General features: G+C 72.0%; 18 protein-coding genes. 5 read left to right on the forward strand and 13 right to left on the reverse strand.

The window, feature by feature from the left end:
• Window position 1: 1 nt before the first annotated feature.
• The 8 genes from ABZ193_RS20945 to ABZ193_RS20980 all read right to left on the reverse strand — a co-directional run bounded on the left by ABZ193_RS20945 (window position 2) and on the right by ABZ193_RS20980 (window position 7,556).
• Window positions 2-1,258, reverse strand: a complete 1,257-nt coding sequence (locus tag ABZ193_RS20945; RefSeq protein ID WP_354711120.1) for an MFS transporter — start codon at window positions 1,256-1,258, stop codon at window positions 2-4.
• Window positions 1,259-1,358: 100 nt separating this feature from the next.
• Complete coding sequence (locus ABZ193_RS20950; RefSeq protein ID WP_020417147.1) at window positions 1,359-2,546, reverse strand: LLM class flavin-dependent oxidoreductase; 1,188 nt, start codon at window positions 2,544-2,546, stop codon at window positions 1,359-1,361.
• A gap of 29 nt (window positions 2,547-2,575) precedes the next feature.
• Window positions 2,576-3,373 carry an alpha/beta hydrolase gene (locus ABZ193_RS20955; RefSeq protein WP_354711122.1) on the reverse strand — a complete coding sequence of 266 codons (798 nt, stop codon included), beginning with the start codon at window positions 3,371-3,373 and terminating at the stop codon, window positions 2,576-2,578.
• A 101-nt stretch (window positions 3,374-3,474) separates the two neighbouring features.
• Window positions 3,475-4,722 carry an acyl-CoA dehydrogenase family protein gene (locus ABZ193_RS20960; protein WP_237336599.1) on the reverse strand — a complete coding sequence of 416 codons (1,248 nt, stop codon included), beginning with the start codon at window positions 4,720-4,722 and terminating at the stop codon, window positions 3,475-3,477.
• Window positions 4,722-5,744: a phosphotransferase family protein gene (locus tag ABZ193_RS20965; RefSeq protein WP_354711124.1), complete on the reverse strand. Its 1,023-nt coding sequence runs from the start codon at window positions 5,742-5,744 to the stop codon at window positions 4,722-4,724. Before ABZ193_RS20965 ends, ABZ193_RS20960 begins: the two co-directional genes overlap by 1 nt.
• Window positions 5,741-6,514: an SDR family oxidoreductase gene (locus ABZ193_RS20970; protein WP_354711125.1), complete on the reverse strand. Its 774-nt coding sequence runs from the start codon at window positions 6,512-6,514 to the stop codon at window positions 5,741-5,743. Before ABZ193_RS20970 ends, ABZ193_RS20965 begins: the two co-directional genes overlap by 4 nt.
• The gene (locus ABZ193_RS20975) at window positions 6,511-7,269 is read right to left on the reverse strand and encodes an SDR family oxidoreductase (protein WP_354711156.1); all 759 of its coding nucleotides are present in this window, start codon (window positions 7,267-7,269) and stop codon (window positions 6,511-6,513) included. The genes ABZ193_RS20970 and ABZ193_RS20975 overlap by 4 nt, the downstream gene beginning before the upstream one ends.
• A gap of 2 nt (window positions 7,270-7,271) precedes the next feature.
• Entirely contained in the window at window positions 7,272-7,556 is a 285-nt protein-coding gene (locus ABZ193_RS20980; RefSeq protein WP_354711127.1) for a hypothetical protein, read from the reverse strand.
• A gap of 233 nt (window positions 7,557-7,789) precedes the next feature.
• On the opposite strand from ABZ193_RS20980, the gene ABZ193_RS20985 reads away from it, so the two are divergent.
• Window positions 7,790-8,386 (forward strand): QsdR family transcriptional regulator, encoded by a 597-nt coding sequence (locus tag ABZ193_RS20985; RefSeq protein ID WP_354711128.1) that lies wholly within the window; start codon window positions 7,790-7,792, stop codon window positions 8,384-8,386.
• Between the two features lie 3 nt (window positions 8,387-8,389).
• Here the strand turns inward: ABZ193_RS20985 and ABZ193_RS20990 are convergent, their stop codons facing one another.
• Complete coding sequence (locus ABZ193_RS20990; RefSeq protein WP_354711130.1) at window positions 8,390-9,157, reverse strand: alpha/beta hydrolase; 768 nt, start codon at window positions 9,155-9,157, stop codon at window positions 8,390-8,392.
• Between the two features lie 143 nt (window positions 9,158-9,300).
• Between ABZ193_RS20990 and ABZ193_RS20995 the strand changes: the two genes are divergently transcribed.
• Complete coding sequence (locus ABZ193_RS20995) at window positions 9,301-10,320, forward strand: NADP-dependent oxidoreductase (RefSeq protein ID WP_354711132.1); 1,020 nt, start codon at window positions 9,301-9,303, stop codon at window positions 10,318-10,320.
• A 23-nt stretch (window positions 10,321-10,343) separates the two neighbouring features.
• Window positions 10,344-11,219: an alpha/beta hydrolase gene (locus ABZ193_RS21000; RefSeq protein ID WP_020417157.1), complete on the forward strand. Its 876-nt coding sequence runs from the start codon at window positions 10,344-10,346 to the stop codon at window positions 11,217-11,219.
• A 46-nt stretch (window positions 11,220-11,265) separates the two neighbouring features.
• Here the strand turns inward: ABZ193_RS21000 and ABZ193_RS21005 are convergent, their stop codons facing one another.
• The 4 genes from ABZ193_RS21005 to ABZ193_RS21020 form a co-directional block, all read right to left on the reverse strand.
• Window positions 11,266-12,804, reverse strand: coding sequence for a long-chain fatty acid--CoA ligase (locus ABZ193_RS21005; protein WP_354711134.1), 1,539 nt, complete (start codon window positions 12,802-12,804; stop codon window positions 11,266-11,268).
• Between the two features lie 128 nt (window positions 12,805-12,932).
• Window positions 12,933-14,465: an aldehyde dehydrogenase (NADP(+)) gene (locus ABZ193_RS21010; protein ID WP_354711135.1), complete on the reverse strand. Its 1,533-nt coding sequence runs from the start codon at window positions 14,463-14,465 to the stop codon at window positions 12,933-12,935.
• Window positions 14,462-15,418: a C-terminal binding protein gene (locus ABZ193_RS21015; RefSeq protein ID WP_354711137.1), complete on the reverse strand. Its 957-nt coding sequence runs from the start codon at window positions 15,416-15,418 to the stop codon at window positions 14,462-14,464. The genes ABZ193_RS21010 and ABZ193_RS21015 overlap by 4 nt, the downstream gene beginning before the upstream one ends.
• Window positions 15,415-16,608 (reverse strand): fumarylacetoacetate hydrolase family protein, encoded by a 1,194-nt coding sequence (locus tag ABZ193_RS21020; RefSeq protein WP_354711138.1) that lies wholly within the window; start codon window positions 16,606-16,608, stop codon window positions 15,415-15,417. Before ABZ193_RS21020 ends, ABZ193_RS21015 begins: the two co-directional genes overlap by 4 nt.
• Window positions 16,609-16,752: 144 nt before the next feature.
• On the opposite strand from ABZ193_RS21020, the gene ABZ193_RS21025 reads away from it, so the two are divergent.
• On the forward strand, window positions 16,753-17,472 hold the full coding sequence (locus ABZ193_RS21025) for an FCD domain-containing protein (protein WP_354711140.1): 720 nt from the start codon (window positions 16,753-16,755) through the stop codon (window positions 17,470-17,472).
• A 113-nt stretch (window positions 17,473-17,585) separates the two neighbouring features.
• Entirely contained in the window at window positions 17,586-19,031 is a 1,446-nt protein-coding gene (locus ABZ193_RS21030; protein ID WP_354711142.1) for an aldehyde dehydrogenase family protein, read from the forward strand.
• Window positions 19,032-19,063 lie beyond the last annotated feature (32 nt).

Below are 19,063 nucleotides of genomic sequence, written 5' to 3' on the forward strand. Positions count from 1 at the left end.
TTCAACTCCTCCCGTGCGCCCGGCGATCCACCGACGCGATCACGACGACCAAGGTGATGACGCCTGCCGCGACCATGTACCAGGCCGGCGACGTCTTGTTCCCGGAAAGCTCGATCAGCAGGGTCGCCACGAACGGCGCGGTGCCGGCGAAGATCGCCGAACCGAATCCGTAGGCGATCCCGAACCCGGACGCCCTGACCTTCGTCGGGAACAGCTCCGCGAACAGCGCCGGGATGGCGCCACCGAACGCGGCGACCGGGATCCACAGGACGAGCTGTCCCAGCAGCGCCGGGCCGAACCCGGTCAGGCCGATGATGAGCAGACTCGGGTAGGGCAGGACCACCGCCAGGACGCACGCGAAGACCAGGACCGGCTTCCTGCCGTAGGTGTCCGAGAGGCGCCCGAACGCGACCACCAGGAAGATCCCGGCCGTGGTGGCGATGATGACCGTGCTCAGCGCCTGCACCGCGGACAGTCCCACGACGCTGCGGATGTAGGTGAGCGCGAACACCTGGACTGTGGACGAGGCGATGTTGAAGCCGACGCAGATCCCGATCACGATCAGGAACGCCCGCCAGTGCTGGGTGAACAACGTGCGCAGCGGGCTGCGCTCCTGGGCGTTGCCTGCCTTGAGCTCCTCGAACTCCGGCGACTCCGCGATGCGGTAGCGCAGGTAGAGGCCGATGACCAGCAGCGGGAACCCGAGCAGGAACGGGATCCGCCAGCCCCAGCTGTCGAGGTCGCCCGGGGACAGCGACACCGTCATGATCAGGACCACGACGGCGCCGAGCACGCTGCCGAGCGTCGAGGAGAAGAAGGCGAAGGAGCCGTACAGCCCACGGCGGTGCGGGGGCGCGTGCTCGACGAGGAAGCTGGCCGACGTCCCGAACTCCCCGCCGACGGACAACCCCTGGAGCAGCCGCGCGACACACAGGAGCACCGGTGCGACGATCCCCGCCTGCGGATACGTCGGCATGACGCCGATGAGCACGGTGGTCACACCCATGATCAGCACCGCGATCGCCAGGGACACCTTGCGCCCGCGCCGGTCCGCGAGCCGCCCGAACACGACGGCGCCCACCGGCCGCATGACGAAGCCGACCGCGAACAACGCCAACGTCGACAGGATCGCGGCGAGCGGCTCACCCGAGGGGAAGAACAGCTTCGAGATGACCGGTGTGAGCGACGCGAAAATCGCGAAATCGTAGAACTCGAGAGCGTTTCCCGAGCCGGCGGCGATGATCGACCGGCGCGCCACAGCGCTGCGCCGCGGCGTTCCCGTTCCCGGGGAAACCCTGTCTTCCGAATCCAGCGGGGATGGTTGGGACATCGTTGTCCTCCGATAGGCAGCAGTTACCCTACTTCGACTGAACGGCGAGCCCGCCCGTCACGCGGTCGACCAAGGGCGCGACACCCTCGGCGAAGTTGGCGATCCCCCGGACCGTGTCCTCGTGCCCGAGGTGACCGGCCTGGCCCATGAGCAGCAGGTGCCCGAACCCGCCGACGTGCTCGTAGAAGCGCTCGATCTGCCCGGCGACGGTGGCGGCGCTGCCGGCGAACACGATTCCGCGTTCGATGAGCTCGGCGAGCGACATCGCGGTCACGTCGGGGATCGGCGAGGACGCCGGGGAGCCGGGCATCGACGTCAGCGGTCCCCGCAGGCCCACGGCCCGGACGTGGTAGGGCAGGTATCCCGGCGGGTAGGCGAACTGCTTGGCCACCTTGTTGCTGTGCAGGTACCAGAGCAGTTCGCGAGCCCCTTCGAAGCCCTCTTCGTCGGTCCGTCCGGTGTAGACCAGCGCCGCGTAGCCGAACATCTCGTCGCCCGGCGCGGGCTTGCCCGTCGCGGCGCAGTGGTCGCGGTAGGCCTGGAACACCGCCCTGGTCCCGTCGAACCCCGACAGGAAGGTGCCGACCCGGTAGCCGTGGTCGGCGATCCTCGGCACGCTGGCCGGGTTCACCGCGGTGACCCACACGGGCGGGCCGGGCTGCTGGTGGGGCCTCGGCCAGATGTTGACCTGGCGGTGGTGGAAGAACTCGCCCTCCCAGTTGAACGGGCCGTCGTGCGCCGACCAGGCTCGCGTGATGAGCTCGACCGCCTCCCACATGCGCTCGGACATCCGCACCGGCCGGGAATTGGTGGCGGCGACCTCGTACTGCACGCCCCGCACGAATCCGGCCTCGAGACGGCCGTGGCTGAGCAGGTCCAGCAGGGCCATTTCCTCGGCGATGCGCACGGGGTCGGTGCGGTTCGCGACGGGGTTGCCCAGGATCAGGATCCGCGCGTTGGTGGTGAGCCGCGCGAGCGCTCCGGCGATCACGGGAGCGGCGGAGTTCATGCAGGTCGCGGTCGAGTGGTGTTCGTTGACCATCACGTTCAGCCCGCATTCGTCCGCGACCTGCCACTCGCGGATGTAGCGGTCCCACAGCGCCGCGGCGCGAGCGGGGTCGATGACGCCGTTGGGCAGGGTGACCCGCACCGATTCGTAGGTCTCGGGGTCCGGCAGGTACGGGTAGGCCGCTTCGCTGAAATGCCAGTACTGCACGGGAACGCTCCCTTTCTGGTTGGTCGGGGTCAGGCGGCGGAGGCGGAGATCAGCTCGGCGATCTCCGCCGGGCATTCCACCTGTGCGCGGTGCCCGGCCCGGTCGAGGCGCTCGAAACGCGCGCCGGGGATCCGCGCGGCCAGCTCGCGGCCGTAGCCGGGCGCGACGATGCCGTCCTGCCCGCCCCAGATCACCAGGGACGGCACGCGGATGCGCCACAGCCAGTGGCGCAGCCGCGGGTTGTGCAGGTAGGGCTCCCAGCCGTACAACGCGAGAGCCTCTTCGTTGCGCGCCACCTCGAGGACGTCCTCGTCCCGCGCGTGCGCGAGGTCGCCCAGCGCGAAGCTCGTGTCCGCGTAGAGGCGCTTGTCCAGCTCGGTCCGCGGCATCGCGAAGAGGTCGGCGATCTCGCGGTCGAGCGGTCCGCCGAGCTTGACCCCCACCGAGTCGACGAGCACGAGACGGCCGATCCGCGCGCAGCTCCGCACCGCCATCTCCATGGCGACCCAGCCGCCGAACTGGAGGCCGACGACGGTGACGTCGGTCAGCCCGGACCGGTCCAGCCAGTCGAGGTAGAGGTAGGCCAGGTCGTCGACGGACGTGCACCAGTCCGGCCGGGGCGAACGGCCGAAGCCCGGGTGACTCGGCGCGACCACGGAGTAGTCCTTCGCGAGCGCCGCCACGAACGCGGCGTTCTCCTCGGCCCGCTCTGCGCCGGGCAGGACCAGGGCGACCCGGCTGCCGTTGCCCGCGCGGCGAGCGTCGAGGTGCACGCCGGCCCCGAACTCGACGCCGGCCTCGGCGCCGACAAGATCGAGCGTCTGCACAATGCCTCCCAACAATGCCCCCGGCGGGGCCTGGTAGCTGAAGCTTGCCGCCCGGCGGCGGCGAAGACTGTGACCTGGGTCCGGGACTTCGGCCGGGCTCCCTACCGCTGCGCCGCGGGTGCCGGTCGCCGAGCCGAGGCGGCCTTGCGCAGTTCGCGGCGGGCGAGGGCGTCCTTGTGGACCTCGTCCGGCCCGTCGACGAATCGGAGCATGCGGGCGAGGGCGTAGCCGTAGGCGAGCGGGAAGTCCTGCGACAACCCACCCCCGCCGTGCACCTGGATCGCCTTGTCGAGCACCCACTGGACGGTCACCGGGGTCGCGATCTTGATCGCCTGGATCTCGGTGTGCGCGGCCTTGTTGCCCCGCGTGTCCATCAGCCAGGCCGCCTTGAGGGTGAGCAGGCGCAGCTGCTCGATCCGGACGCGGGATTCGGCGATCCAGTCGCGGACGACTCCCTGGCCGGACAGCGGCTTGCCGAACGCGACCCGCTCCTCCGCGCGGGCGCACATCAGCTCGAGCGCGCGTTCGGCCACCCCGATCGCCCGCATGCAGTGGTGGATGCGGCCAGGGCCGAGCCGGGCCTGTGCGATCGCGAAGCCGTCGCCTTCGCCACCGATGAGGTTTCCGGCGGGCACCCGGACGTCGTCGAAACGCAGTTCGGCGTGCCCACCGTGTTCGCGGTCGTCGTAGCCAAGGACGCGCATCGCCCGGGTCACGCGGACGCCGGGGGTGTCCCGCGGGACGAGGATCATGGACTGCTGGCGGTGCCGCTCGGCGTGCGGATCGGTCTTGCCCATGACGACGAAGATCGCGGCGTTCGGGTTCATCGCCCCGGTGATCCACCACTTGCGCCCGTTGATCACGTAGTGGTCGCCGTCGCGCTCGATGCGGGTGGCGACGTTGGTGGCGTCGGAGGACGCGACATCGGGTTCGGTCATCGCGAACGACGACCGGATCCGCCCGGACAACAGCGGTTCCAGCCACTGGCGTTTCTGCGCGTCGGTGCCGAACTGCGAGAGCAGTTCCATGTTGCCGGTGTCCGGTGCGGCGCAGTTGAGCGCGGCGGGCGCCAGGTGCGGGCTCCGGCCGGTGATCTCGGCCAGCGGCGCGTACTGCTGGTTGGTGAGGCCGGCGCCGTCCGCCCCGGGGAGGAACAGGTTCCACAGCCCCCGGTTGCGCGCCTCCGCCCGCAGTTCGGACAGCACGGGTGCGGAGTCCCACGCCCACGGATCGTCCAGCTCGGACAGTTGCCGTTCGAACACCGGCTCCGCCGGGTGAACGTGCGTCTCCATGAACTCCAGGAGCCGCCCGCGCAGGTCCTCGGTGCGATCGTCGTAGCCGAAGTGCATCAGCCGTCCTCCTTCAGGGCAGCCAGCCCGATCTCCAGCAGGGGCCCGGTCAGCGCGCCGATCCCGTCGAACCCGGCGCCCACGGTCTGCCCGTGCAGGTGCCGGTGGCGGATCCCCTCGACGATCGCCGCCAGCTTGTAGCAGGCGAGGCCGAGGTGGAAGCCGAAGTGCGCAGGGTCGCGGCCACTGCGCGAGCGGTACCGCTCTCGCACTTCGTCCTCGGTGAGGTGTCCCGGCGCCGAGGCGGCGTCGGTGACGAGCTCCCCGCCCGGGAGCCGGCTCAGTTTCTGGTAGGCGATCAGCAGTGCGAGGTCCGTCAGCGGATCGCCGATCGTGGCCATCTCCCAGTCGATCACGGCCGCCGGGCGGTCGGCGGAGTCGACGAGCACGTTGTCGAGGCGGTAGTCACCGTGCACGATGCCGACCCCGGAATGGGCCGGGACGTTCGACGCCAGCCGGGAGCGCAGCTCCCCGGCGGACCGCAGGTCGCCGCTGCCGGCTGCCGCCAGCTGCGCGCTCCAGCGCCGCACCTGCCGGTCCAGGAACCCGTCGGCGCGACCGAAGTCCGCCAGCCCCACCTCGGCCGGGTCGACGTCGTGCAGTGCCACCAGCGTGTCGACGAGGCGAAGCGAGATCCGGCGGACCCGGTCCGGCCCGAGCCGCGCCAGCGCCGCCGCGCTCCGGAACGGGGTCCCGCCGACCTTCTCCATGAGGTAGAAGGGCGCCCCGATCACCGAGTCGTCCGTGCACAGCGCGTACATCGCGGGCACCGGCACGGCGGTGCCCGCCAGCGCGGCCATGACCCGGTATTCGCGCGCCACGTCGTGAGCGGTGGCGGGCACGGGTCCGACCGGCGGCCTGCGCAGCACCCAGGCGCGCTCGCCGTCACCGACCTCGTACGTCAGGTTCGACCGGCCGCCCGCGAGGAGGCGCGCCGACAGCGTGGGCCCGGCCTGCCCCGGCCGCTCAGCCGCGAGCCAGCGGGCCAGCCTGGTCAGGTCCAGGCCCGGAAGGTGAGTCACGGGGCCGCCCGTTCCAGGTGCCGCTGCAGCTTGTTCATCCCGCCGAGCCAGCGGTCGGTGTCGGCGGCCCGGTTTCGGTAGTGGTCCCCCGCTTCGGGGTGCGGGAGGATCAGGAAGCGGTCGTCGTGCAGCGCCTGCCACGTCACCTCGGCGACGTCCTCGGGGGTCACCGCGCCGTCGGCCAGCACCGACCGCATGGGACCGCTGGCCGCGAGCATGCCGGTCCGCACCCCCTGCGGACAGATCGCCTGGACCACGATTCCGCGGTGCCGGTAGGTCGCGGACAGCCACTCGGCGAAGGCGACCACAGCGTGTTTGCTCACCGAGTAGGTCGCGGTCCCGAGCGCGGTCAGCAGCCCCGCCGCCGACGCGGTCACCACGAACCGCCCGCGACCACGCTCCAGCCACTCCGGCACCAGCAGCCGGGCGGCGCGGACGTGCGCCATCGTGTTGACCTCCCAGCTCGCCGCCCAGGCTGCCTCGCTGGCGTCCAGGCCGTAGCCGCGGACGACGCCGGCGTTGGCGAACCAGGCGTCGACCTGGCCGAGGTGACCGCGCGCAGCCGAGACGAGGGCCACGGCCCCGGCCACGGACGCGGCGTCGCCGGGCACGGCGAGCGCACCGATCTCCGCGGCCGCCGCCTCCGTCGCGACGGGATCCAGGTCGTTCACCACGACGCGCGCTCCCCCGGCGGCGAGCCGCGCGGCCAGCGCCTTGCCGATCCCGCCCGCGGCGCCGGTGACGACGACGCCCTGACCCGCGACCGTCATGCGGTCGCCCCGGCCAGGGTCACGCCGCCGTCGACGACGAGCAGGTGGCCGGTCAGCAACGACGCGTCCGCCGACAGCAGGAACGCGACGGCCCCGCCGATGTCGTCCGGCTCGCCCAGGCGCTTGAGCGGGTAGGCCGCGGCCAGCTGCTCCTCCCGGCCTTCGTACAGGGCCGCGGCGAACTTGGTCTTCACCACCGCGGGCGCGACCGCGTTCACCCGGATGCGCGGGCCCAGCTCGACGGCCAGCAGCCTGGTCATCGCGACGAGCATGGCCTTGCTGGCGCCGTAGAAGCCGACACCCGGCGCGGGCGCAATGGCCGAATGGGACGCGACGTTCACGACCGCCCCGCCGTGCTCCCCCATCCACGCGCGGTGCGCGTGCTGCACCCAGGACAACGCCGCGATGCAGTTGACCTCGACGATCTTGCGGGCCACATCGAGGTCGAGCTCGACCATCGGCCCGTACCACGGGTTGACGCCCGCGTTGTTCACCAGCATGTCGAGGCTGCCGAACCGTTCCACGGCCTGACCGGCCGCCTCCGCCTGGTGCGCGGTGTCGTCGGCCTTGCCCGCCACGGCGAGCGCCACCTCCGGGCCACCGAGGCGAGCGACGGCCTCCTCCAGCGCCTCCTTCTTGCGCGCGGTGATCACCACCCGCGCTCCTTCGGCGACCAGCCGTTCGGCGATGGCGAACCCGATGCCGCGGCTGGCACCGGTGACGATCGCGGTCCTGCCGTCGAACTTCCCCGGCACGGTCACCGCCCCCAGGAGACGTGCGCCCGGACCCGGCCACCGTCGGCGCTGACCCAGCCCTGGCGTGCGGCGTGGGCGAGCATGCGGGTGAACCCGTCGTGCCAGTCCTGATCACGATCACCAGCGGCGGAGCGCAGCCAGTTGACGTCGAGCCAGACGTGGTCTCCGGCGACCTCGCCCGCACCGGCGGCTTCCAGTGCCCGCGACAGGAGCTCCCACCGCGGCGAGTCCGCCGCGGCACGGACCGACAACGCGCCCAGGTCTTCGGCCCTGTCCAGCTGTGGCACCCCTGGTCCACCGTCGGGTACGTACACCACCATCTCCGCTCACCCTCGCCGTTCCGGTCCAGTTCCGTGAGCAGGAGTCTGGTGTGGTGCCGGGCAGCTGACTGTGACCTGGATCCGGGAGTTGGGGCGGGAAGGCCCGCGTCCTCAGCGCACGGGCCGACGGCACCGGCGCCGCTTCGGCGGCCGGACCAGGATGCCGCCTGGTGTCCCACGCACCGGCTAGGCTGCGGTTCATGCCTGCCGCGCGACGCCAGACCGCAACCCCGCCGCACCCGGACGAGGCGGCGCCGGCTTCCCAGGGGCGGGAAGCGGCGATCCGGCTGGCACGACGGCAGTTCCGCAGCGGAACGCGGATCGAAATGCAGGCACTGGCCAACGAGCTCGGCGTGAGCCGGATGACGCTGAACCGCTGGGTCGGGAGCCGGGACCGCCTGCTGGGCGAGGTGAACTGGTCCCTGGCGAAACCCACCCTCGACCGCTGCAGGCTCCAGTCCAGGGCGACCGGGATCGACGCCGTGGCCCAGACCCTCGAGGGGTTCATCGCCAGTGTCCTGGATGCGCCGTTCATGAAGACGTTCCTGCAGCAGGAAGGTGAGATCGCGCTGCGGATCCTCACCACCCGCAGCAGCGAACTCCAGCACAACTTCATCGGGTACGTGGCCGACCTGCTGCGCGACGAGCTGCCTGATCCGCCCGGCGGGCTCCCGGTCGAGGATCTCGCCTACCTCGTGGTCCGCATCGCCGAGTCGTTCTGCTACGTCGACATGATCACCGGCGGCGAGCCGGACGCCGCCAAGGTCGGCGCGGCGATCCGGCGGCTGCTGTCCTGATCGTCAGACGCCCGCGACCGCGCGGGCGTCGAGGAACTGGCGCATTTCCCGTGCCACGGCTTCGGGTGTCTCGTAGCAGGCGAGGTGACCGGCGTCGGCGAGCAGCACCAGGCGCCCGCCGGGGACCCGCCGCACGTCCGAAATCTGCTTGTCCAGGTCGACCACGGTGTCCTTGCCGCCGACCAGGTACAGCAGCGGGACCCGCAACCCGGGCAGCTCGTCGGCCATGCTGGTGAAGACCCCGCCGCCGAGCCAGCCACGCCACATCCGCTCGGTGACCGTGGGCATCGTGCGCACCAGATCCGCCGTCTTCGCGGGATCCTGCGAGATACTCGCGATGCCCGCGGTGATCGTGTCCAGGTCGCCGAAGGCGCTGTGGAAGCCTTCGATGACGGGGTCACCGGGGGAAGTACCGCCCGCGTTCCACGGCATCACGCCCACGACCGCCTCGACCTCGCCGGGATGGTCCAGCGCGATGCGCACAGCGATGGCGCCACCCAGCGACAGCCCGGCCACGACGAAGCCGGTGAGCCTGATTTCCCGGCAGGCCTCGGCAACGGTCTCCGCGAGACCCGGCAGGTCGCCGTCGGCCCGCGCACCGGCCGACCCCGCGTGCCCCGGGAGATCCATCAGGACGGCGCGGTACCCGTCGAGCAGGGGAACCACCCCGGCCCAGCACTCGATCGAACACCCGAAGCCCGGCAGGAGGACGATCGTCCGCGGCCCGTCACCGCGCACTTCGTAGTGGATTCCGTTGGCGGTGATGGGCATCGTTGCCCCTCCCTCGCGGTGTTACGTAGTGGCATGTGTAACAGATCACGAAGGCTAACCACGCGAGCGACATGTCCGCAAGCCTGTGTTACGTTTCTGAAAGTGTAACGTCGACCGGAGGAAGTGAGCGGAGGACAGGATCGATGAGCACGACCAGCCGCGAGGTTCATCTGGTGGCACGCCCTGCCGGGCTGCCGTCCCCGTCGGACTTCGCCTTGGTGGAAACCGTCGTGCCCGAGCCGGCGCCGGGAGAGGTGCTGGTGCGCAACGACTGGATGTCCGTCGACCCCTCCATGCGCGGGCGCATGCGGGACGTGCCGTCCTACCTCCCGCCGTTCGCCCTCGGCGCACCCCTGGAAGGCGCGGCCGTCGGCACGGTCGTCAAGTCGCGGAGCGGGACGCTGCGCGACGGAGACGTCGTGTGGCACCACTTCGGCTGGCGGGACTACGCCGTGGTCCGGGCGGACGAAACCCATCGCCTGGACACGACGGGCGTCCGCGGCTCGGACTACCTCGGCGCACTCGGCATGCCCGGCCTCACCGCCTACCTGGCGCTGAGCGAGTTCGCGCCCGTGCACCCCGGCGACGTCGTCTTCGTTTCGGCGGCCGCCGGCGCCGTCGGCGTGGTGGCCGCCCGGGTCGCCCGTCACCTCGGGGCCGCCGCGGTGATCGGGTCCGCAGGCGGACCGGAAAAGGCACGGCGGCTGGTGGAACAGCTCGGCTACGACCGGGCCGTCGACTACAAGTCGGGACCGATCGGGCCCGCTCTGCGCGCCGCGGCCCCCGGCGGGATCGACGTCTACCTGGACAGCGTCGGCGGGGACCAGCTGGAAGCCGCCCTCGACGCGCTGCGCACCGGCGGACGAGTGGCGGTCTGCGGCTCCGTCTCCCAGGCGAACGCCGCCGGACCCGTGCCCGGCCCAGCCAACCTCGCGCTGATCACGAAGAAGCGACTGACCTTGCGCGGCCTCATCGTGCTGGACCACCTGGAGCGCTGGCCGGAATGGATCGCCCTCGCCCGGGGCTGGCTCGCGGACGGCTCGTTCGTTCCGGCCACCACCGTCGTGGACGGCCTCGAAAACGCCGTCGGGGCGCTGCTGGGGATGCTGTCCGGCGCCAACGTCGGCAAGATGCTGGTGCGTCTCAACCGGGCTGCGGCATGAGGACATCGTCCGAGCTGCGGCGAGTGAACGGTGTCGAGCTCGCCGTGACCGCGGCCGGCGAAGGGCCGCTCGTCGTGCTCGCGCACGGATTTCCCGACCTGGCCGTCACCTGGCGGCTGCAGATCCCCGCGCTGGTCGAGGCCGGCTATCGGGTGCTGGCTCCGGACATGCGCGGCTACGGCCGCAGCTCGCGCCCCGGCGAACGATCGGCGTACGCCCTGCGCACGGTCGGGCTGGACCTGATCGGCCTGCTCGAGCACGAGGGTGCCGACGCGGCACATTTCATCGGCCACGACTGGGGCGCCGCGTGCGTCTGGCAGCTCGGCCTCGACCACCCGGCCGCCGTTCTCTCGCTGGCCGGTCTCAGCGTGCCGTACGCCCCGCCGGCACCCGCCCCGCCGACGCAGATCCTGCGCGCACGCTGGGGCGAGCAGTTCTACCAGCTCCGGTTCCAGGAAGCCGGGCGCGCGGAGGCACTGCTGATGCGCGATGCCGGCCGCTCGCTCGCCGTCATCTTCGGCGATCGCTACGACCTCCTCGACGGCGACGAGCCCGTCCGCCCGCCCGAGTGGCTGCCGCCGGACCTGTTCCGCCGGCTCGTCGAGCGCTTCCGCGAGACAGGCTTCGCGGGCGGGCTGAACTACTACCGCAACATCGACGACAACTGGCGCGAAACGAAGGCGGCACCGGAACGGGTCATCCAGCAGCCCTCGCTGTTCCTCACGGGCAGCGCGGACCCGGTGACCACCTTCATGCGGCCCGAATCGGGCGCGCGGGCGTTCGAGGATCTCCGCACCCTCGTCGTGGACGGAGCCGGGCACTGGGTGCACCAGCAGGCCCCGGACACGGTGAACGAAGCGCTCCTGGCCCACCTGCGCCGTGCCGGCGCGGCTCGATGAGCAGCTCGGCCGGGGCCAATCCGCTTCTCCGGACGCCCCGGGGCGTTCAGGAAATCTCCCGTTTGAGGATCTTGCCGGTCGACGTCATCGGCAGCTCGTCCCTCAGCTCGACGATCCTCGGGTATTTGTAGGCCGCCAGCTGCCGCCGGCCCCAGTCCACCAGGTCCTCGGGCCGGAGGGCCTCGTGGCCCTCGGCGGGCACGACGACGGCCTTGATCTCCTGGCCGTGCGAGGGGTGCGGGACCCCGATCACCGCGACGAGCGACACGGCCGGGTGCTCCATGAAGACCTCCTCGATCTCGCGCGGGTAGACGTTGTAGCCGCCGCGGATGATGAGGTCCTTGGAGCGCCCGACGATGTGGTAGAAGCCGTCGGAGTCCTTGCGTGCCAGGTCTCCCGTGCGGAACCAGCCGTCGCGAACGGCATCGGCCGTCGCCTCGGGCCGCTTGTAGTAGCCCTTCATGACGTTGTGCCCGCGGATGGCGATCTCCCCGACCACCTCCGGGTCGTCGGGGAGCGTCGTCCAGTCCTCCGCGATCAGCTTCATCTCGACGCCGTCGACGGGGCGTCCGATCGACCCGGCCCGGACCGGCTCGCCGAGCCGGGTGTGACTGGCCATCGGGGAAGTCTCGGACAAGCCGTAGCCCTCCAGGATCGACGTCCCGAAACGGGTTTCGAACTCCTTGTGCAGCTCGACCGGCAGGGCCGACCCGCCCGAGGCGGCGACCCGAAGCCGCCCGTACAGGCTGTCCCGGCCCGGCAGATCGTCGAGGGCCTGCAGCAGTGCCCAGAACATCGTCGGGACCCCGGCGAAGATCGTGACGTGCTCGTCGAGCATGAGCCGCAGCGCCTCGACTGCGTCGAACCTGGGCACCATGACGATGGTGCAGCCGAACAGCGTCGAGGCGTTCTGGACGCAGGTCTGCCCGAGCGAATGGAACAGCGGGGCGACCAGCAGGTGGGTGTCCGGCCGGGCGGGGTCGAGCTCGTACACCGAGGCGGCGGCCCGTGCGTTGAGCAGCAGGTTGCGATGGGTGAGCTCGGCGCCCTTGGGGCGCCCGGTGGTCCCGGAGGTGTAGAGGATGACGGCGGTGTCGCCGTCCTCGCGCGCGACAGTGCCGAACGACGCGGGACCGGCCAGCGGCTCGCCGCACCACGTCGTCTCCCCCGCCTCGTCGACCCCGATGGTCCAGAAGCGGTCGCACTCCGCGGCCTTCGCGAAGCCCTCCCGCGCGGTATCGGCGAGCCGGGGGTCAGCGGGATCTTCGTGCACCAGGTAGGCGACCGCGTCCGAGTCGTCGAGGTGGTAGGCGATCTCCCGGGCGCGCAGCAGCACGTTGAGCGGCACCACCACCCCGCCCGCGCGCAGCACCGCCCAGTACGCGATGGTGAACTCCGGGACGTTCGGGCACGACAGCGCGACCTTGTCGCCCGGCGCGACCCCGGAGTCCACCAGGCGCCGCGCCATCGCCGCGGATCGCCGCGAGACCTCCGCGAACGTCAGCCGGCGCGCTCCGGCGACGAGGAACTCCCGTTCACCGAAGCGCCCGGCGGAGACGTCGAGCACGGTGGCCAGGTTCGACATGACCGTTCTCCTGCCTGTGCGTTTCGCCAGGGACGACGCCGACTCGAGACCGATGTTACTGATTCAGAAACGTAACGTCATGCGGGCCTGGAAGTCAACGATCACGGTCACACCGCCGGACGGCGGGATCAGCCCGCCCGGCCGCCATTCGGGCCCGGGGCGAGCACACCGTCGACGCGGCGCGGGATGCCCAGCGGGTTGCGGTCGCGGAGTGCGGCGGGTAGCAGCGGCTCGGGCACGTCCTGGTAGGTGATGGGGCGCAGGAACCGCCGGATCGCCGTGGCGCCCACCGACGTGTGCAGGACCGCCGTCGTCGCGGGCCAGGGGCCGCCGTGGTGCTGCGACCAGGTCACCGCCACCCCGGTGGGCCAGCCGTTGTGGATGAGGCGTCCCACCCTGGCTCCGAGAACCGCCACGACGGAAGCGGCGGCGGGGTCGTCCGGCTCGGCGTGCACCGTGCCCGTCAGCGAACCCGGGACCGGGGCGAGCGCGGCCGCGAGTTCCTCCTCGGCCGAGTAGGTGACGAGCACCGTCACCGGGCCGAAGCACTCCTCGGTCAGGACGGCGGCGTTGGCCAGGAACGTCCGCGCGTCGGCCGTCACCACCTGCGGGGCCACCCGGTGCCCGCCGCCGTCCGGGTCCGGCCCGTCCAGCAGGGCGCGCACTCCCGGGACCTTCAGCAGCCGCCGCAGGCCCTCGCGGAATCCGGATTCGATCCGCGCCGTGAGCAGCGGACCGGCCTCCGCCGCGGCCACCCGCTCCGCCACCCGGGCGGGCAGGCCCGCCGCCTCGGGCACGAACACCAGACCGGGCTTGGTGCAGAACTGCCCGCTGCCGAGCATCGCGCTGCCCGCCAGACCGTCCGCGATCTCGTCCGGCCGGGCCGCGCCCGCGGCGGCCGTCACGACGACCGGGTTGATGCTGCCCAGCTCGCCGTAGAACGGGATCGGATCAGGACGCGACATCGCGACGTCGAACAGGGCCCGGCCACCGCCGGGTGAGCCGGTGAACGCGACGGCGGTGACCGCCGGATCCGCCACCAGGGCCCGGCCCGCCGCCTCGCCGTGCACCAGGGTCAGCACGCCCTCGGGGGCGCCGGCGGCGGACAGCGCGCCGGCCAGGATCTCCGCGGTGCGCACCGACAGCCCCGGATGCCCGGGGTGCGCCTTGACGACGACCGGGCAGCCGGCGGCGAGGGAGCTCGCTGTGTCGCCGCCGGCCACGGAAAAGGCGAACGGGAAGTTGGACGCGGCGAAGACCGCCACCGGCCCCAGCGGGACGAGCATGCGGCGCAGATCGGTGTGCGGGGGCACCGCCTCCGGGTTCGGCCTGTCGATCGTGGCCTCGCAGAACGCGCCGTCCCGGAGCACCTCCGCGAACAGGTCGAACTGCGCGGCGGTGCGGGCGAGCTCGCCGGTCAGGCGCGGCGCGCCGAGCGCGGTTTCGGCGTCGGCCAGTTCCACGAGCTCGCCGGAGTGGTCGCGCAGCGCCTGGCCGAGAGCCGTGAGCAGCGCGGCGCGCTCCGGGAACGAGAGCCCAGCCAGCCACGGCGCGGCCTGCGCCGAGATCCGCGAACACACCTCGCGGATCTCCTCGGGTGTGGTGTCGGCGATCTCCGGGCCGATCGCGGCTCCGGTGCGGGGATCGACAGCGCGGCTCATCGGCCACCTCCTCCGGTCACGGGACAGCGCAACGGTTTCCCGGCCAGCGCCCGTTCGGCCTCCTCCGCGGCCAGCCGTTGCAGCGCGGCCAGCGAACTGTCCGAATAGAACGCGGCGTGCGGGGTGAACAGGATCTGCGGCAACTCGCGCAGTGGCGAGTCCGCGGCGAGCGGTTCGGGGTCGAAGACGTCCAGCGCGGCCGCGGCGACCCGGCCCGCCCGCACCGCCTCGGCGAGCGCGTCGTGGTCGACCAGCCCGCCACGCGAGGTGTTGACCAGCACCGCACCCTCGCGCATCCGGGCGAACGCCGCCGAATTGAGCAGGTGCCGCGTCTGCGGGGTCAGCGGCGCGTGCAGCGAGACGGCGTGCGACTCGCGCAGCAGCGTGTCCAGGTCGGTGAGGCTGATCCCGTCGGCGGGCTCGGCGTAAGGGTCGTGGGCGAGCACGCGGAACCCGAACGCGGCGAGCCTGCGGTGCACGGCGAGCCCGATCCGGCCCAGGCCGACCAGTCCCACCGTGGTGTCGGCGAAGCCGGGAATCGAGCCGAGATCGCTCGGGACGCACCAGCCGGTCTCGCGGATGCGGCGGTCGTACGCCGGGATCTTGCGCAGCAGGGTCAGCAGCAGGGCGACGGTGTGGTCGGCGACGGTGTCGCTGCCGTAGTCCGGCACCGTGGCCACCGAGATCCCGCGCGCCTCGGCCGCGGCGACGTCCACGTTGTCGTAGCCGATGCCGTAGCGGATCACCGTCGCGCCGGGCGCCATCGCCGCGAGCACCGCGTCGGTCACCGGGGCGAAGTTCACGAACGCCACGTCGGCGCCGGCCACCGCGCGGATCGTCTCGTCCTCGCCGCGGCAGGCGTGCACCGAGAACTCCGCGCCGAAGCGCTCGGCGACGGCCGCCTCCGCCGCCACGCCGCCGAAGGCGTGATCGGTGACGACCACCCGGGTCACGAGACCACCTCCGCCGCGCGCCGCAGCAGGCCGCGCTCGGCGAGGTTGGCCATCAGCGCCCGGATGCCGAAGGTCCAGTCCTCGGCCGCTTCCGCGGTGGTGACGGTGTTGACCAGGGTGCCCAGCGCGGGTGAGCTGATCGCGACGACGTCGCCCTGCCGGTGGGTGAAGCCCTGCCCCGGCTCGCCGCGGTCCTCGGTCGGCGCGAACATCGTGCCGGTGAACAGGACGAACCCGTCGGGGTAGCTGTGGTGGGCGCCGTGGGCGTGCCGGATCAGGTCGGTGAGGTCCCGGCTGATCTCGCTCACCGGGTTCACGCCGTGCAGGGTGAACCCGTCGCCGCCGGTGATGTCCAGCGCGACCTCGGTGGCCCGCGCGTCGTCCAGCGTGAAACCGTCGTCGAACAGCCGCAGGAACGGGCCGATCGCGCAGGATGCGTTGTTGTCCTTGGCCTCGGTGAGCAACAGCGCGCTGCGTCCCTCGAAGTCGCGCAGGTTCACGTCGTTGCCCAGGGTCGCGGCCACCGGCGTGCCGGACGAGCTGACCGCGAGCACGAGCTCGGGCTCCGGGTTGTTCCAGGTCGAGCGGGCCAGCACGCCGATCTCCGCGCCGGTGCCGACCGCGGACAGCACGGGCGCCTTGGTGAAGATCTCCGGATCCTCACCGATGCCGACCTCCAGGTACTGCGACCACAGGCCCTCCTCGACCAGCACCTCCTTGACCCGGGCCGCCTCCGGCGATCCGGGCCGCAGCTGGGCGATCCGGCCCCGGACCACCTCGGCGATCCGGGACCTGATCTCCTCGGCCCGGCCGGGGTCCCCCTTCGCGCGCTCTTCGATCACGCGCTCGAGCATGCTGCGGACGAACGTCACGCCCGCCGCCTTGACGACCTGCAGGTCGACCGGGGCCAGCAGGTGCGGGGCGGTCCGGTCGCGCCGCAGGGTGGCGTCGATCAGCGCGGACAGCTCCCAGTGACCGCCGCCCTCGCGCGTGCGGACGATCGAGACCGCGTCCGGCCGGTCCAGCAGCTCGGAGACCGTCGGAACGACGTGGGTCAGGTCCACGGCGCGGTCACCCCGGATCGCCGCGACGCACGGTCCGCCGACCGCGGGGTCGAACACACGGGCCACCAGGGTGGCTCGCTCGGCGTCGGCGGGGAGCACGGCCCCGGCGTAGGCGTGCAGGTTCATGGATCGACAGCCCTCCTCGTCGCGCCCACCCGGGCGCCATCAATGTCCTATCATCGTACAAAGATGCCGTCAATCCAGCCGCCACATCGCCCAGCAGGCGGCACAGCACGAGGCAACCGGCCTGCTTTGTCGTACGATCGCCGAATGGCCGAAGCACTCCACAAGCGCCTGTCGGAAACCCTCGCGGACAAGCTGCAGGACGAGATCGTCCGGCTGGCGCCCGGCGAGCGCCTCCCGACGGAAGCCGAACTCGCCCGCCGCTTCGACGTCTCGCGCACCGTGGTGCGGGAAACGGCCCGGCTGCTGATCCAGCGTGGGCTGGTCACGGTGAAGCCCGGCCGCGGCATGACCGTCGCGGAACTGGACGGGCGGCTCATCGCCGAGCAGTACGGCCTGCTGATGCGTCGCAGCGAGGGCTCCTTCGCCCAGCTCCTCGAACTGCGCCTGGTGCTCGAGGTCGAAATGGCCCAGCTGGCCGCGGCCCGGCGGACCGAACAGCACCTCGCCGACCTCGACGACGCGAACCGGCGACTGGCCGACGCTCTCGACCGGCCCGAGGCCCGCGACGAATTCCTCGACGCCGACCTGCGGTTCCACGAGATCGTGGCGCAGGCGAGCGGAAACCCGTTCTTCTCACTGGTGATCGGCCCGCTCAACGGGTTCCTGCGCGACACCTACCGCACCGGTCCCGGCTATCCCTCCGAAGCGGCCAACACGCTGGAGGAGCACGTCCAGATCGCCGAGGCCATCGCCGCCGGCGACCCGTCCCGCGCGCGCTTCGCCACCGAGAACCACCTGCGCCGCGTCATGCGCCACCGGGACCGCCTGCTGGCCGAGAACGAGGCGATCCCGACCCGCGCCTGACCCGGCGCGGTCACCCTCTTGCGCGACACGCAACTCCCGCTCTAAGGTCCGATTATCATACAAAGATCGCACCGCTGCCGCGGCCAGTCCGCGCGCACCAGGGAGTTGAGGCAATGCAGCCCGATGAGCCCGTGCTCGTCTGCCGGAACTTCGTCGCGGGAACCTGGCGGGACACCGCGGAACCGGGAATCGAGCGGGCCAACCCCGCCACCGGCCGGATCGTCGCGGTAGCCCCGCGTTCCACCGCCGCCGAGGTCGACGCGGCCGTCCGCGCCGCCGCCGACGCCTTCCGCGGCTGGCGCCGCACCGTCCCGGCCGACCGCGCCGCGCACCTGCACCGGCTCGCGGAATCCTGCGCCGGCCGCGTCGACGACCTCGCCACCGCGATCACGCGCGAGCAGGGCAAGCCCCTGGACGAGGCGCGCGGCGAAGTCCGCAAGTTCATCGCCGCGCTGCACTACTACGCCGAAGAGGCCACCCGCGTCTACGGCCGCACGATCCCGAACGACGCGCCCGGGTTCACCAGCATCGTGGAGAAGGAACCCCTCGGCGTCGTCGCGGGGATCGTGCCGTGGAACTACCCGATCGAACTGATCGGCTGGAAGCTCGGCGGCGCCGTCGCCGCAGGCTGCACGATCGTGATCAAGCCGTCCGAGTACACCCCCGGATGCGCCCAGGTGCTGTCCGAGTGCCTCGCCGGGACGCTGCCCCCGGGCGTGGCCAACATCGTCTTCGGCGACGGCTCCACCGGGCAGGCGCTCGTGGCGCACCCCCGGATCGCGAAGGTGGCCTTCACCGGCTCGATGGCCACCGGACAGGCGCTGTACCGGGCGGTCACCGGAATCACCGGGCTGTCCCTGGAACTCGGCGGAAGCTGCCCGATGATCGTCACCGGCACGGCCGACGTGCCCGGCGCGGTGCGCGGCGCCACCCGCCGCGCGTTCCGCAACGCCGGCCAGATCTGCATCGCGATCAACCGGATCTACGTGCACGACTCGGTCTACGACGAGTTCGTCGACGGGCTCGCGGCCGCGGCGGACGCGCTCACCGTCGCCGACGGGCTGGCCGAGCCGTCCGCCGACGTCGGCTCGCTGACCATGGACGAAACCTACCGGCGCACCCTCGACCACATCGCCGACGCCGACAAGCGCGGCGCGCGGATCGTGGCAGGCGGCGGACCGCTGGACGGTCCCGGATTGTTCCTGCGCCCCACCGTGATCGCCGAGGCGCCCGACGACGCGCTCGTCATGACCGAGGAAACGTTCGGCCCGGCCGTCGGCGTCGCCCGCTTCACCGGCCTCGCCGACGCGATCGACCGGGCCAACCGCGTGCCCGGCGGCCTCGCCGCGTACGCCTACACCAACGACACCCGCGAAACCTTCACGCTCGCGGGCGACCTGGACTTCGGCAACGTCGCCATCAACAACGTCGACGCCGGGATCATCAACGCACCCTACGGAGGCCGCCGCGAGAGCGGGTTCGGGTCCGAGCACGGCCCCGAAGGCCTCGAGTCCTACCTCCAGCTCAAGCACGTGAGACTCCGCCACGGCGCGCGATGACGCGCGGGAAAGCGCAACGACGCGCGGGAAGG

The sequence above is a fragment of the Amycolatopsis sp. NPDC006125 genome, from assembly GCF_040614195.1.
GTDB lineage: Bacteria > Actinomycetota > Actinomycetes > Mycobacteriales > Pseudonocardiaceae > Amycolatopsis_E > Amycolatopsis_E tucumanensis.